16 protein-coding genes are annotated in these 12,287 nt (G+C 64.7%); 9 read left to right on the top strand and 7 right to left on the bottom strand.

What is annotated here, in order from left to right:
- Nucleotides 1-82 precede the first annotated feature (82 nt).
- From secY to map, 3 genes are read left to right on the top strand one after another with little or no spacing between them, the layout of a single operon-like run.
- Nucleotides 83-1,411, top strand: a complete 1,329-nt coding sequence (gene secY / locus B4393_RS04370; RefSeq protein WP_070938539.1) for a preprotein translocase subunit SecY — start codon at nucleotides 83-85, stop codon at nucleotides 1,409-1,411.
- Entirely contained in the window at nucleotides 1,408-1,953 is a 546-nt protein-coding gene (locus B4393_RS04365; RefSeq protein WP_078333109.1) for an adenylate kinase, read from the top strand. Before secY ends, B4393_RS04365 begins: the two co-directional genes overlap by 4 nt.
- Nucleotides 1,954-1,978: 25 nt before the next feature.
- Nucleotides 1,979-2,773: a type I methionyl aminopeptidase gene (gene map, locus B4393_RS04360; RefSeq protein WP_078333108.1), complete on the top strand. Its 795-nt coding sequence runs from the start codon at nucleotides 1,979-1,981 to the stop codon at nucleotides 2,771-2,773.
- Here map and B4393_RS04355 read toward each other — a convergent pair whose 3' ends face one another.
- The 7 genes from B4393_RS04355 to B4393_RS04325 are packed head-to-tail and all read right to left on the bottom strand — an operon-like array spanning nucleotide 2,774 to nucleotide 8,816.
- Entirely contained in the window at nucleotides 2,774-3,655 is an 882-nt protein-coding gene (locus B4393_RS04355; RefSeq protein ID WP_078333107.1) for a DUF4190 domain-containing protein, read from the bottom strand. It lies immediately after the preceding gene.
- A gap of 44 nt (nucleotides 3,656-3,699) precedes the next feature.
- Complete coding sequence (locus tag B4393_RS04350; RefSeq protein ID WP_078333106.1) at nucleotides 3,700-4,317, bottom strand: dTDP-4-dehydrorhamnose 3,5-epimerase family protein; 618 nt, start codon at nucleotides 4,315-4,317, stop codon at nucleotides 3,700-3,702.
- 33 nt (nucleotides 4,318-4,350) lie between these two features.
- Nucleotides 4,351-5,346 carry a dTDP-glucose 4,6-dehydratase gene (gene rfbB / locus B4393_RS04345; protein ID WP_078333105.1) on the bottom strand — a complete coding sequence of 332 codons (996 nt, stop codon included), beginning with the start codon at nucleotides 5,344-5,346 and terminating at the stop codon, nucleotides 4,351-4,353.
- Nucleotides 5,347-5,366: 20 nt separating this feature from the next.
- Entirely contained in the window at nucleotides 5,367-6,191 is an 825-nt protein-coding gene (locus tag B4393_RS04340) for an LLM class F420-dependent oxidoreductase (protein WP_078333104.1), read from the bottom strand.
- A gap of 41 nt (nucleotides 6,192-6,232) precedes the next feature.
- Nucleotides 6,233-7,765: a flotillin family protein gene (locus B4393_RS04335; protein ID WP_078333103.1), complete on the bottom strand. Its 1,533-nt coding sequence runs from the start codon at nucleotides 7,763-7,765 to the stop codon at nucleotides 6,233-6,235.
- 48 nt (nucleotides 7,766-7,813) lie between these two features.
- Nucleotides 7,814-8,350: a hypothetical protein gene (locus B4393_RS04330; protein WP_078333102.1), complete on the bottom strand. Its 537-nt coding sequence runs from the start codon at nucleotides 8,348-8,350 to the stop codon at nucleotides 7,814-7,816.
- Between the two features lie 46 nt (nucleotides 8,351-8,396).
- Complete coding sequence (locus B4393_RS04325; protein WP_083069985.1) at nucleotides 8,397-8,816, bottom strand: hypothetical protein; 420 nt, start codon at nucleotides 8,814-8,816, stop codon at nucleotides 8,397-8,399.
- Between the two features lie 3 nt (nucleotides 8,817-8,819).
- Between B4393_RS04325 and B4393_RS04320 the strand changes: the two genes are divergently transcribed.
- The 6 genes from B4393_RS04320 to rpsD all read left to right on the top strand — a co-directional run bounded on the left by B4393_RS04320 (nucleotide 8,820) and on the right by rpsD (nucleotide 12,261).
- Nucleotides 8,820-10,103 carry an FAD-dependent oxidoreductase gene (locus tag B4393_RS04320; protein WP_078333100.1) on the top strand — a complete coding sequence of 428 codons (1,284 nt, stop codon included), beginning with the start codon at nucleotides 8,820-8,822 and terminating at the stop codon, nucleotides 10,101-10,103.
- Between the two features lie 203 nt (nucleotides 10,104-10,306).
- Nucleotides 10,307-10,528: a translation initiation factor IF-1 gene (infA, locus tag B4393_RS04315; RefSeq protein WP_003418601.1), complete on the top strand. Its 222-nt coding sequence runs from the start codon at nucleotides 10,307-10,309 to the stop codon at nucleotides 10,526-10,528.
- Nucleotides 10,529-10,549: 21 nt separating this feature from the next.
- Nucleotides 10,550-10,663, top strand: coding sequence for a 50S ribosomal protein L36 (rpmJ, locus tag B4393_RS04310; RefSeq protein ID WP_003886927.1), 114 nt, complete (start codon nucleotides 10,550-10,552; stop codon nucleotides 10,661-10,663).
- A gap of 170 nt (nucleotides 10,664-10,833) precedes the next feature.
- Nucleotides 10,834-11,208: a 30S ribosomal protein S13 gene (rpsM, locus tag B4393_RS04305; RefSeq protein ID WP_030096736.1), complete on the top strand. Its 375-nt coding sequence runs from the start codon at nucleotides 10,834-10,836 to the stop codon at nucleotides 11,206-11,208.
- A 6-nt stretch (nucleotides 11,209-11,214) separates the two neighbouring features.
- A complete protein-coding gene (gene rpsK, locus B4393_RS04300; protein ID WP_070938550.1) occupies nucleotides 11,215-11,634 on the top strand; it encodes a 30S ribosomal protein S11 in 420 nt (139 codons plus the stop codon).
- Between the two features lie 21 nt (nucleotides 11,635-11,655).
- Nucleotides 11,656-12,261: a 30S ribosomal protein S4 gene (rpsD, locus tag B4393_RS04295; RefSeq protein WP_070938551.1), complete on the top strand. Its 606-nt coding sequence runs from the start codon at nucleotides 11,656-11,658 to the stop codon at nucleotides 12,259-12,261.
- The last annotated feature ends 26 nt before the right edge of the window (nucleotides 12,262-12,287 follow it).

The following is a 12,287-nucleotide window of genomic DNA, read 5'->3' as shown; positions in this document are numbered from 1 at the left end:
GAAACGGTTACCCAACGCTGGGATCACCAGCTGATTCATCTAGCAGATCACGTGGCGAGCTGCCGGGTGCGCAGGAGGATGTGTGCTTTCCGCTTTTGTCTCTGCTCTCAGGACAGCTGACCTGAGGCGGAAGATCCTCTTCACGATCGGGATCGTGTTCATTTACCGGCTTGGTGCGACGCTGCCGTCTCCCGGGGTGAACTACGCCAACGTGAAGTACTGCGTCGAGCAGGTCAGTAGCGGTGACTCGGCACAGATCTACTCGTTGATCAACCTGTTCTCCGGTGGTGCGCTGCTACAGCTGTCGGTGTTCGCGGTCGGCGTCATGCCGTACATCACCGCCAGCATCATCGTTCAGCTGCTCACCGTGGTCATTCCCCGGTTCGAGCAGCTGCGCAAAGAAGGCCAGGCCGGCCAGGCCAAGATGACGCAGTACACCCGCTACCTTTCGGTCGCGCTGGCGCTGCTGCAGTCCACTTCGATCGTTGCCCTTGGTGCCAGCGGAAACCTGTTGCAGGGCTGCGACCGCAAGGACGAGATCGTGGCCGACCAGTCGATCTTCGCGTTGTCGGTGATGGTTCTGGTGATGACCGCCGGATCGACCCTGGTGATGTGGCTCGGCGAAATGGTCACCGAACGCGGTATCGGAAACGGTATGTCGCTGCTGATCTTCGCCGGTATCGCCGCGCGCATCCCGGCCGAAGGCAAGACCATCCTGGACAGCCGCGGCGGTGTCACCTTCGCGGCGGTCTGTGTGGCGGCGCTGTTGATCGTGGTCGGTGTCGTCTTCGTGGAACAGGGCCAGCGGCGTATCCCCGTCCAGTACGCCAAGCGCATGGTGGGACGGCGGATGTACGGCGGTACCTCCACCTACTTGCCGTTGAAGGTCAACCAGGCCGGTGTTATCCCGGTCATCTTCGCCTCGTCTCTGCTGTACATCCCGGGCTTGATCACCCAGCTGGTGCGCAGCGGTGGTAAGGACAAGACAGGCTGGTGGGACCGCTTCGTCAGCACCTATCTGACCGACCCCAGCAACTACTGGTACATCGCCATCTACTTCACCCTGATCGTGTTCTTCACGTTCTTCTACGTGTCGATCACCTTCAACCCCGATGAGCGCGCCGACGAGATGAACAAGTTCGGTGGCTTCATCCCGGGTATTCGCCCCGGACGCGCCACCGCCGACTACCTGCGCTACGTGCTCAATCGCATCACGTGGCCGGGATCGATCTACCTGGGCATCATCGCGATCCTGCCGAACCTGTTCCTGCAGATCGGTAACTCCGGCGGTGCGCAGAACCTGCCGTTCGGTGGAACTGCGGTACTCATCATGATCGGCGTCGGCCTCGATACGGTGAAGCAGATCGAAAGCCAGTTGATGCAGCGTAACTACGAAGGGTTCCTGAAGTGAGAGTGGTGTTACTCGGCCCGCCCGGGGCAGGCAAAGGTACGCAGGCGCAACTGATTTCGGAGAAGTTCGGCATTCCGCAGATCTCCACGGGCGACCTGTTCCGCTCGAACATCAGCGAGGGCACCGAGCTGGGGATCCAGGCCAAGAAGTACCTGGACGCCGGCGACCTGGTGCCCAGCGAGGTCACCAACAAGATGGTCGAGGCGCGCCTTGACGAGGCCGACGCCGCGGCCGGGTTCATTCTCGATGGATTCCCGCGCACCGTGGACCAGGCCGATGCGCTGGCCGCCATGGAAGAGGCTCGTGGCGTCAAGATCGACGCCGTGCTGGAGTTCCGGGTGCCGGTGGAGGAGCTCGTGCAGCGGCTGCTGGGCCGTGGCCGCGCCGACGACACCGAGGACATCATCCGCAACAGGCTCAACGTGTACCGCGATGAGACCGCACCGCTGCTGGAGTACTACCAGGGCGTGCTGCAGACCATCGACGCCGTGGGCACGGTGGACGAGGTGTTCGCGCGCACGTCGCAGGCTCTGGGCCGGTAGCAGGCGAGTCAGTAGTGGTTCGTTAGTGGGTCTCTTCGGCCGCAAGAAGACGGTGGAGCAGCGCACCGCCGGTGAGCTCGACGCGATGGCTGCCGCCGGCTCCATCGTGGGCGCGGCGCTGGTTGCCGTGCGAGACGCCGCCAAGGCCGGCGCCTCGACACTGGACCTGGATCAGGTTGCAGAAGCGGTGATCCGCGATGCCGGTGCGGTGCCGTCGTTCCTCGGCTACCACGGCTTCCCGGCGTCCATCTGCTCCTCGGTCAACGATCAGGTTGTTCACGGAATACCCTCGGCAACAGCGATTTTGGCCGACGGTGATCTTGTCTCCATTGACTGCGGCGCGATCCTGGACGGCTGGCACGGGGATTCCGCGTGGACGTTCGCGGTGGGCACCGTCATTCCCGTCGACGAGGCGTTGTCGGAAGCCACGCGTTTGTCGATGGAGGCCGGTATCGCGGCGATGATCCCGGGGAACCGGCTCACCGACGTCTCCCACGCGATAGAGCTGGGCACCCGTGCCGCCGAGAAGCAGTTCGACCGCGCGTTCGGAATCGTCGACGGTTACGGCGGCCATGGCATCGGCCGCTCGATGCATCTGGATCCGTTCCTGCCCAACGAGGGGGCGCCCGGCAAGGGGCCGCTCCTCGCAGTGGGTTCGGTGCTCGCCATCGAACCGATGCTTACGCTCGGCACCACGCAAACCCGGGTGCTTGCCGACGACTGGACCGTCGTCACCACCGACGGTTCCCGGGCAGCGCACTGGGAGCACACAGTGGCCGTCACCGAGGACGGCCCCCGCATCCTTACCGTGCGCCCTTAATTACTTGCCCTTGATCGATGCCGTGCGTTCGGTGGTAAAGGTGGCGACGCACGCGATCGCCCGATCCCCTTGGGCCCATGAACGTTTCGTCGGATACAGGTACGTGATCTGCACCGCGTCGTCATCGAATGCGTTCGGTGCGTAAGTCTCCAGTTCCGCGCCGCACTCGTCGTTGCCCTTCTGGTCCAGGACCGACTGCGACGGAAGTGAGCTACCCGAAAGCGGCACCACCGCGTAGACCTCGGCCTTGTGCGGCTGTGCGCAGGGAATGGCCTTGGTGGTGGTGTAGTAGCTCTTCTCGCCAAGGTCGGCGATGCAATCGCCCACCCGCAGTTTGGTGACGTCCATATCGCCGGACTGGGTGAGATGCCCCGATTCGTCACGTTTGGGTTGATCTTTGATGGCAAGCCCGATAGCCACCGCGACGCTGACGACCAGCCAAATGCAACCTAAGACGATTCCCGCGATCGCGAGGCCGCGTCCCTTTTGCCCGGTCCGCTTCGTCTGATTGAGACCGATAATGCCGAAGATGAGGGCCGGGATGCCGTTGCAGCACGGGATGATGCCGAAAATCAGTGACGTGATGGCCAACCCGTTGGTGCTCTGCGCGGTTTCAATAGGCGGATAGGAACCAGGCGTCGGATACCCATACGGTGACGCCGGTGGTGGGGGATATCCGGGCGGCGGCGGGTAACCCGCCGGGTTGACCTGCGGGTAGGGCGGGTAGGGCTCGCCGCCTGCAGGCCCGGCCGGGGGAATGGGCGGATATCCGCCCGCCGGGGGCGCAACCGGTGGGTACCCGGGGTTCGGCGGCGACGGATACTGCGGAAACTCCGGCTGCCCTGGATCCGACGGCGGCGGCCCGGAAGGCGGTTGCGTCATGCAGCGACTTTAGCAAACACGCTGTGGCGTTGGTGCCTGATCGATCAGCCGGAGAGGCTGTCCAGGAAGGCCTGTACGTCGGTAGCGACGGGGAGCAGTCCTGAATCCCTGGCATCCAGTAATGATGGTGCGGCACTGTCCTTTTCGGAAACAAGCAACGCCAGATCGGTGCCGTCTGGTCTGCGGGTCGGCCATTGGATCCCGATGGTCGGGTCGAGCGGATCGATACCGTGCTCGCGGCCCGGGGCATATCCGGCGGAGCACAGATAGACCACCGTCGAGTCATCCTCGAGGGCGAGGAATCCGTGGCCGACTCCCTCGGGTACGTAGACGGCGCGGCGGTCTTGGGGGTCGAGAAGCACTGCGTCCCAGGCGCCGAAGGTCGGGGAACCCACTCGGATGTCGACCACGACGTCATACACGGCACCGGTCAGGCAGGTCACGTACTTGGCCTGTCCGGGCGGCACGTCGGCGAAGTGGATGCCGCGCAACGATCCCGCCGCCGACACCGAGCAGTTGGCTTGCTGAAGATCGAACGGATGCCCGATGGCCTCGGCAAGCGCTGGGCCCTTGAACAATTCGAGGAACACTCCGCGGCTGTCCTGATGCTGCACCGGGGTGATCTCGAAGGAGCCGGGTACCGAGAGTTCTCGGATCTGCACGTCAGTGCTCTCTGTTCTTCGCGTAAACGCTCATCACTGCCCTCTCGCGGCGTATTGCGCTTCCACACTGTCCTTGATGGGGCGCCACCAATCCTCGTTGCCCCGATACCAGTCGATGGTGGCCGACAGGCCGCCGGTGAAATCGCTATGTGTTGGTTTCCAACCCAATTCATCACGCAGCGGAGTTGGGTCAATGGCATAGCGCAGGTCGTGGCCGGCGCGATCGGTGACATGGTCGAAGTCGTCCCGGGACTTGCCCATCAGTTCGAGAATGGTGTGCAGAACCGACAGGTTGTCCCGCTCTCCGTCCGCACCGATGAGATACGTGCGCCCGATGGTGCCGGCCTCGATGATGCGCCACACGGCACTGTTGTGATCGTCGACGTGAATCCAGTCCCGGACATTGGCGCCGGCCCCGTACAGGCGAGGACGACGGCCGGTCAGGATGTTGGTGATCTGCCGGGGAATGAACTTCTCCACGTGCTGATACGGCCCGTAGTTGTTGGAACAGTTGGAGATTGTGGCGCGGACTCCGAACGATCGCATCCAGGCGCGTACCAGCAGGTCGGCCGAGGCCTTGGTCGCCGAGTAGGGGCTGGACGGGTTGTACGGCGTGGTTTCGGTGAACCGATTCGGGTCATCGAGCTCGAGGTCGCCGAACACCTCATCGGTCGAGATGTGGTGCAGTCGCACCTCGTGGCGGCGCACCGCCTCCAACAACGTATAGGTGCCAATGATGTTGCTGCGCAGGAATGGTGACGGATCGGCCAACGAGTTGTCGTTATGCGTTTCCGCGGCGAAATGCACCACCACGTCACTGGCGGCGACCAGTCGATCGACCGTGTCGGCATCGCAGATGTCGCCCTGCACCAGCGTGACCGCGGAAGCGACAGGCCCCAACGATTCGCGGCTACCCGCGTAGGTCAGCGCGTCGAGAACCGTCACCGAGACGTCGGGACGTTCGCGGACCGTCGCGTGTACGAAGTTGGCTCCGATGAAACCGGCGCCGCCGGTCACCAAAATTCGCATGGCCTAACCCTAGTGGGCGACTACCGAAGCGTGTCCGCCAGCGAGGTCAACGTGTCCACCAGGTCCTTGTCTCCCAGCACTTGGATCAGGACCTGGTCCGCACCGGCGTCAAGGTGCTCGTTCAGGCGCACGGCGATGTCCTCGGCGGTACCGTGTGCCACCACGGCATCGATGAACGTGTCGCTGCCGGGGGAGGTGACGTCCTCCTCGCTGAAACCGAGTCTCTTCCAGTTGTTTACGTAGTTGCTCAACTGAAGATAGAAGTCGACCGTGCGTCGGCCGATCTCGCGCGCGCTGGGGGCATCGGTGCTGAGTACCACCTTGTGCTCGGGGATGAGCAGTGCGTCAGGACCGATGATCGCGCGGGCCTGACGCGTGTGTTCGGGTGTCGTCAGATAGGGGTGTGCGCCCGCGGTGCGATCCGCGGACAACTTCAGCACCTTGGGCCCCAGGGCGGCCAGCGCGCGGCGTTCTGTGGGAACGCCCGCGGCATCGAGCCCGTCCAGGTATTCGACGAGGGCGTCGTAGGGCTTGCGGTATTCCGCCGAGGCCTCGGGGTGTCCGGCACCCACCCCGAGCAGGAAGCGTCCGGGATAGGCCGCCTCGATGCGGTGGAACGCAGCGGCTATCTCATCGACCGGCGAGGTCCAGATGTTCACGATGCCGCTGGCCACCGTGAGATTCTCTGTCGCGTCGAGCAGCGGCTCTACGTAGGCAAGGTCCGAGGTGAACACGCCCCCGATCCACACCGATCCGTAACCGAGATCCTCGATGGCCCTGGCCTGCTCCGGTGTGACCGGACCGCCCTTCCATACTCCGTACCGATTCAGGTTCGATTCGCCCATGCAGCGTCCCAACTTCGCAGGAGATGTCGCTATTCCTGCGCCTATCCTTCCGGATGCGCCGCGGAGGTGGAGGCGGGGGACACGGGTTCCTTGGCCTGCGGAGCACGGTTGAGAAGCTCGGGTACGTCGATCCCTGAAACCTTGAGACTCTCAATCACTTTCGCCACTGCCTGCGGGCTTACGCCGAAAAGGGTGCCCAAGGCGTCCTTGGCATCGCCCGCGCCGCCGATGATGGAAAGATTTTCGATCTCGCCGAGCGGTTTCGAGGCGGCCTCGGTGGCCTGCACCACCGAGTTGAGAATGTCCGGCAGGGTGAGCAGGCGGGCGGCTTCCGGGGTATAGGCGTTGAGCGCCGCCGCCACCTCCTTCTTACCGTCGGCCTCGGCCAGCAGCTTGGCCTTGATGCCCTCGGCGTCGGCGAGCAGTTTGGCCTTGGTGCCGTCGGCCTCGGCGATGAGCTTGGCCTTGGCGCCGTCGGCTGCGGCCTGCTGTTCGACGCGGAATGCATCGGCGGCCGCCTTGCGCGCATCGGACTCGGCCGCGCCCTTCTGGCGCTCGGCCTCGGCATCGGACTGGGCCTTGAGGATGGCGGCCTGCCGGGCGCCCTCGGCGATCGCGATATCGGCCTGACGGCGCGCCTCGGCCGGCGCGATGACATCGGCCTGCAAGGCAGCCTGGGCCTGCTCGGTACGGCGCTGCTCCACCTCGGTGCGGGCCTGCATCCGGGCCGCCTCCGCCTGCTCGCGTGCGATACCCACGTCCTTTTCCGCGCGAGCCTGAGCGAGCGGACCGGCCTGGTCGGCCTGGGCGTTCTCGGCCTCGGTCTGTGCGCGCAACCGGGCCAGCTCCACATCGCGCTTCTGGGTCGCGGTGGCGATGGCGGTATCGGCCTCGGCCTGCGCGATGGCGCCGGCCTGACGGGCCTGGGCGGACTGGATCTGCGCGTCCCGTTCGGCCTCGGCGGTGCCGACCGTCGCATCACGGCGAACCTCGGCGATACGGCGCTGACCGAGCGACTCCAGGTACCCGTTGCGGTCGGAGATGCCCGCGATCTTGAGGACGTCGACCTCCATGCCGATACGGGAGAGATCGCCGCCCGCCTCCTCGACCACGCTGCGCGCCAGCGAGTCCCGGTTGGAGTTCAGGTCCTCGACGGTCATGGTGGCGGTGATGCCGCGCAGGCTGCCCGCCAGGATCTCGTTGATCTGCCGCTGCAATTCCGACAGATCCGAGGTGAGGAAGCGCTGCACGGCGGTCTGCACGGCTTCGTCGTTCGAGCCGATGCGCACCAGCCCCACCGCCTCGACATTGACCGGAACGCCGTTGTTGGACAACGCATTCTGGAGGTTGATGTTCACGTTGAAGGGTTCCAGGGACATGATGTCCACCCGCTCGATGCCCGGCATCTTGAACCGGGCGCCGCCGCGCACCACCTTCGGCTGACCACGTCCGGTAAACACCGCGACCTCGTTCGGTGGCACTTTGACGTAGTTGCGCACATAGATGAGCGGCAACGCCACGAAAAGCACCAGCGCCGCGATGGCGATGATGACGATGATGAGAAGCGAGCTCATGCGGGTTCCTTATCGGTGTGAATTATCGGTGTGAATTGGTGGTGCGAATCAGTGGTGTGAATCGGGGGGTGCATCTGGCGATGCATCGGGAATGCTGACGACGTGCAGGTATTCGGAGTCCACGTCGGCGATGTAGACGGGGGCATTCTTGGCCAGCCCCTCGGGCTCATCGGTGATCGCACGCGAACGCACCCGGTTGCCGTCGGCATCGACAAACGCGATCTCGCCCCAGCCACCCCCGGAAGGCACCTCCAGGGTCACCGTGCCCAGCCTGCCGACATAGGACGCGCGCCCCGAGTGGGAGTTCGCTTGCTGGCCCCGCAGATATGTCAGGAAAAGTTGCAGGATGGACACCAGCGCAACAGCGCAGACGGCGGCGATGATGGCCGTCGGCAGTGCGGCGATGCCTAGCGCCGAACTGACGAATCCGCCGGCGCCGGCGCCCGTCAAGGCGGCGGAAAGGGAGGTCAGGCTCAGAAATGGCATCCCGTCGCCATGGCCGATATCGGTGAGCAGCAGTGCCGAGAGCACCGCGATCCCGCCGACCGCGAAGGCGGCCAGGTACCCGACCGTCAGACCGTCCACTGGACCCCCTCCCCGTTGTCCCCGTTGCTGCTGGCAATGTTCGCCACTACCGACATAGGTACCACGAATCCGCCCTACTGGCTATGCGCTGACATGCTCGGGCTTGGGGACGTCGCACCAGATAGATGACCGCCAGGATCGCGACTGCCGTGACGGCAATGCCCAGAGCGACGATCGCCACTCGCAGCACCATGGACATGGTGGTCGCTCCGAGAGTTACGTAGGACGCTGAGGTGAAGGCGAGGAAGACAGCCAGACCGTAACCGAGGACAAATACCAGCAGCAGTGACACCACCAGCAGACGTACGGCTGTCGACGACCCACCATTGGGCCTGGTAGCCCCCGGATGGCCGAACTGAGGTTGCGGCATCGTCATCTGGCAGCCCCCTAGCGGGTATGTGATGGGCCCCAATATATGGACCGAAATCTCGATGGGCGCCCGATTGGCCTCGCGCGGTACCGTCATGGTGTGGCTCACCTCGCGGCAGTTTCGGCAGACGCGCGCCGGGACATCACCGACGACGCCGTCGTGATCGTCGGCGGTGGTCCTGTCGGGTTGCTCGCCGCCACGGTGCTCGCGCGCCGAGGGATTCGCGTCGTGGTGCTGGAGGCCGCCGGTTCGAAAGAGCGTCAGCGGCACCGGAATTGCGCCACTTTCGTGGGGCATTCGACGTTGCGTCGATACGACCGCGTGGCACCCGAATTGGGTGCGCGGCTGCGCGAATCCGCGCTTGCGGTGCACGGGGTGCAGACCTTCTATCAGGGTCGGCCGGTATTCGTCATGTCCTCGTACGCGCCGTCCCGCATCCCTGGCCCGTGGAACCCGGCGGCATGGGGAATGAGCTTGTCGCAGCGCACCATTGAGGACGAGACGTTGGCAGAGGCGCTGGAGCTGGGGGTGGAGTACCACCCGGGCACCGCCGTCACCGACATCAGCACGGATCACACCGGCGCGCGCCTGACGCTCGCCAGTGGTGACCGGGTGCGCGCCAGCTATGTCATCGCCGCCGACGGCACCAAGTCGGCGATTCGTCAGGCATTGCGCATCGGTATGTCGGAGCGTCCACCGTCCCCGGCGTGCGTGGTGATCGACGTCGAACCGCACCCGGATGGCGGCACGGTGGATCTGCCCGTGCAGATTCAGTACCACCATCCCGATCTGGGCGGACGGCACGCCATACGCCTGCCGTACCCGGATGGTCTGCGTCTGGATGTCCAATTCCTGTCCGAGGACGAGGCGACTCCGACGGCCGAACACGTGCGTTCCTGGGTGACCGCGCTGACCCGCGACGAGTGGTACGCGGATCACATCAGATCGGTGGAGGTACATCAGACCGTCCAGGGCGTGGCCGCGAGCTACACCGACGTCAACCGTCGGGTACTCCTTGCGGGTGAGGCCGCCCATCAGTTCGCTCCGCTGGGCGGGCGCAGCCTCAATTCGGGCGTGGCAGACGCGGTCGCGGCCGCGGAGGCCATCGCGGAGGCGTTGGGTGAGTCCAGCGATCTGGCCGCGGCGTGGTTGGCGATCAACCGCAGCGCGCGGGAACGGCGCCGTTCGGGAGTGCGTAACCGGATGCTGTCCGCCAGGGCCCAGCGGGTGCTCGACGGTTCGGACGTATCGATGCGGGCCAGGCGCACCATGGCCGCCAAATCCGCACCCCACCTCTGGATCGCGGGAGCCTGGCTGACGGCAGGTCTGGTGCGGCCGACGGCGATTCCACATATCAGCAGGTCGGGAGTCACCTGGTCCTGAGCCGTGTGGGGGAGCGCGGCCTCCTCGCCGGTTTGGTTTGGCGGCGTTACACGGGTATCCTTGACCAACGGTGCGGCTTACGTGCCGACTGTCTGCGTGCCCTGTCCTGGAATTTCCTGTCACCGGCTCACGTTCGAGGTCGGTGAGTGTTTGCCGTGTCATGCCGGCGACAGCCGGAGCAGGCAATCAGAATCGCGGAGGATATGGCTAAGAAAGACGGAGCCATCGAGGTCGAGGGCCGGGTGGTCGAACCCCTGCCCAATGCGATGTTTCGCATTGAGCTGGAGAACGGACACAAGGTACTTGCCCACATCAGCGGCAAGATGCGGCAGCACTACATCCGCATCCTGCCCGAGGACAGAGTGGTAGTGGAGTTGTCTCCCTACGACCTGTCCCGCGGTCGGATCGTTTACCGGTACAAGTAACAGAAGAACAGGATTGGGAACGTGAAGGTAAACCCGAGCGTCAAGCCGATCTGCGACAAGTGCCGCGTCATTCGCCGGCACGGGCGGGTCATGGTGATCTGCCAGGACCCCCGCCACAAGCAGAGGCAAGGCTAGTCAGGACCTCCGCAAGGAACCTGGCTGACCAGCTACATAACTGAATGATGACCTCCCAGATCCACTGACCGGGTACGCCGGCCAGACACCCCCGGAACGGAGGCCGGGGCCCCAACCTAGAGGGGGCGGACTGGGAACAGACCTTCGTTGAATGAAAGAGGAACTGCCGCATGGCACGTCTCGTAGGCGTTGACCTACCGCGCGATAAGCGTATGGAAATCGCGCTCACTTATATCTATGGCATCGGCCGGACTCGCTCCAAGGAGATCCTGGCCGCCACGGGCATCAGCCCCGAGCAGCGCAGCAAGGACCTGACCGATGATCAGGTGACCCAGCTGCGTGAATACATCGAAGCCTCGCTCAAGGTGGAGGGTGACCTGCGCCGCGAGGTACAGGCCGACATCCGCCGCAAGATCGAGATCGGCTGCTACCAAGGCCTGCGCCACCGTCGTGGCCTGCCGGTGCGCGGTCAGCGGACCAAGACCAACGCGCGTACCCGCAAGGGACCGAAGCGCACCATCGCCGGCAAGAAGAAGGCCAGGTAAACCAGCATGCCACCAGCAAAGAAGGGCGCGGCTTCCGGCCCCAAGAAGACGCAGAAGACTCGTCGCCGGGAAAAGAAGAACATCCCGCACGGTGCTGCGCACATCAAGAGCACGTTCAACAACACGATCGTCTCGATCACCGACCCCCAGGGCAACGTGATCTCTTGGGCGTCCTCGGGTCACGTCGGCTTCAAGGGGTCGCGTAAGTCGACCCCGTTCGCCGCACAGCTGGCTGCCGAGAACGCTGCCCGCAAGGCGCAGGAGCACGGTGTCAAGAAGGTCGACGTGTTCGTCAAGGGTCCCGGCTCCGGCCGTGAGACCGCCATCCGCTCGCTGCAGGCCGCCGGCCTCGAGGTGGGCGCGATTTCCGATGTCACCCCACAGCCGCACAACGGCTGCCGTCCGCCCAAGCGGCGCCGGGTCTAGGGCTAGAGAGGTAAAGAACTAATGGCTCGTTATACCGGACCCGTCACTCGCAAGTCCCGTCGTCTGGGCGTCGACCTGGTCGGTGGTTCCAGCGCGTACGAGAAGCGTCCCTACCCCCCCGGCCAGCACGGCCGCGCGCGGGTAAAGGAGAGCGAATACCGCACGCAGCTGCAGGAGAAGCAGAAGGCCCGCTTCACCTACGGCGTCATGGAGAAGCAGTTCCGCCGCTACTACGCCGAGGCCAACCGGCACTCCGGCAAGACTGGTGAGCAGCTGCTGCAGATCCTGGAAAGCCGTCTCGACAACGTCGTGTACCGCGCCGGCCTGGCACGTACCCGCCGGATGGCTCGCCAGCTGGTCAGCCACGGCCACTTCACCGTCAACAACGTGAAGGTCGACGTGCCCAGCTACCGGGTGTCGCAGTACGACATCATCGACATCAAGCCGAAGTCGCTGAACACCCTGCCGTTCGAGGTCGCACGCGAGACCGCGGGCGACCGGCCCATCCCGGGCTGGCTGCAGGTTGTCGGCGAGCGCCAGCGCATCCTCGTGCACCAGCTGCCCGAGCGCGCGCAGATCGATGTGCCGCTCACCGAGCAGCTGATCGTCGAGTTCTACTCCAAGTAATCGCTTGTAGCGATCCTGCTACAAGT

Source organism: Mycobacteroides franklinii, from assembly GCF_002013895.1.
Lineage (GTDB): Bacteria > Actinomycetota > Actinomycetes > Mycobacteriales > Mycobacteriaceae > Mycobacterium > Mycobacterium franklinii.
This window is presented reverse-complemented; position numbering and strand designations above follow the sequence as displayed.

Bases quoted from the DNA above. Each gene is read 5' to 3' on its own strand.
- B4393_RS04355 (WP_078333107.1), bottom strand. From the start codon at position 3,655: ATGACGCAACCGCCTTCCGGGCCGCCGCCGTCGGATCCAGGGCAGCCG.
- rfbB (WP_078333105.1), bottom strand. From the start codon at position 5,346: ATGCGAATTTTGGTGACCGGCGGCGCCGGTTTCATCGGAGCCAACTTC.
- B4393_RS04340 (WP_078333104.1), bottom strand. From the start codon at position 6,191: ATGGGCGAATCGAACCTGAATCGGTACGGAGTATGGAAGGGCGGTCCG.
- B4393_RS04335 (WP_078333103.1), bottom strand. From the start codon at position 7,765: ATGAGCTCGCTTCTCATCATCGTCATCATCGCCATCGCGGCGCTGGTG.
- B4393_RS04325 (WP_083069985.1), bottom strand. From the start codon at position 8,816: ATGACGGTACCGCGCGAGGCCAATCGGGCGCCCATCGAGATTTCGGTC.
- infA (WP_003418601.1), top strand. From the start codon at position 10,307: ATGGCTAAGAAAGACGGAGCCATCGAGGTCGAGGGCCGGGTGGTCGAA.
- rpsM (WP_030096736.1), top strand. From the start codon at position 10,834: ATGGCACGTCTCGTAGGCGTTGACCTACCGCGCGATAAGCGTATGGAA.
- rpsK (WP_070938550.1), top strand. From the start codon at position 11,215: ATGCCACCAGCAAAGAAGGGCGCGGCTTCCGGCCCCAAGAAGACGCAG.
- rpsD (WP_070938551.1), top strand. From the start codon at position 11,656: ATGGCTCGTTATACCGGACCCGTCACTCGCAAGTCCCGTCGTCTGGGC.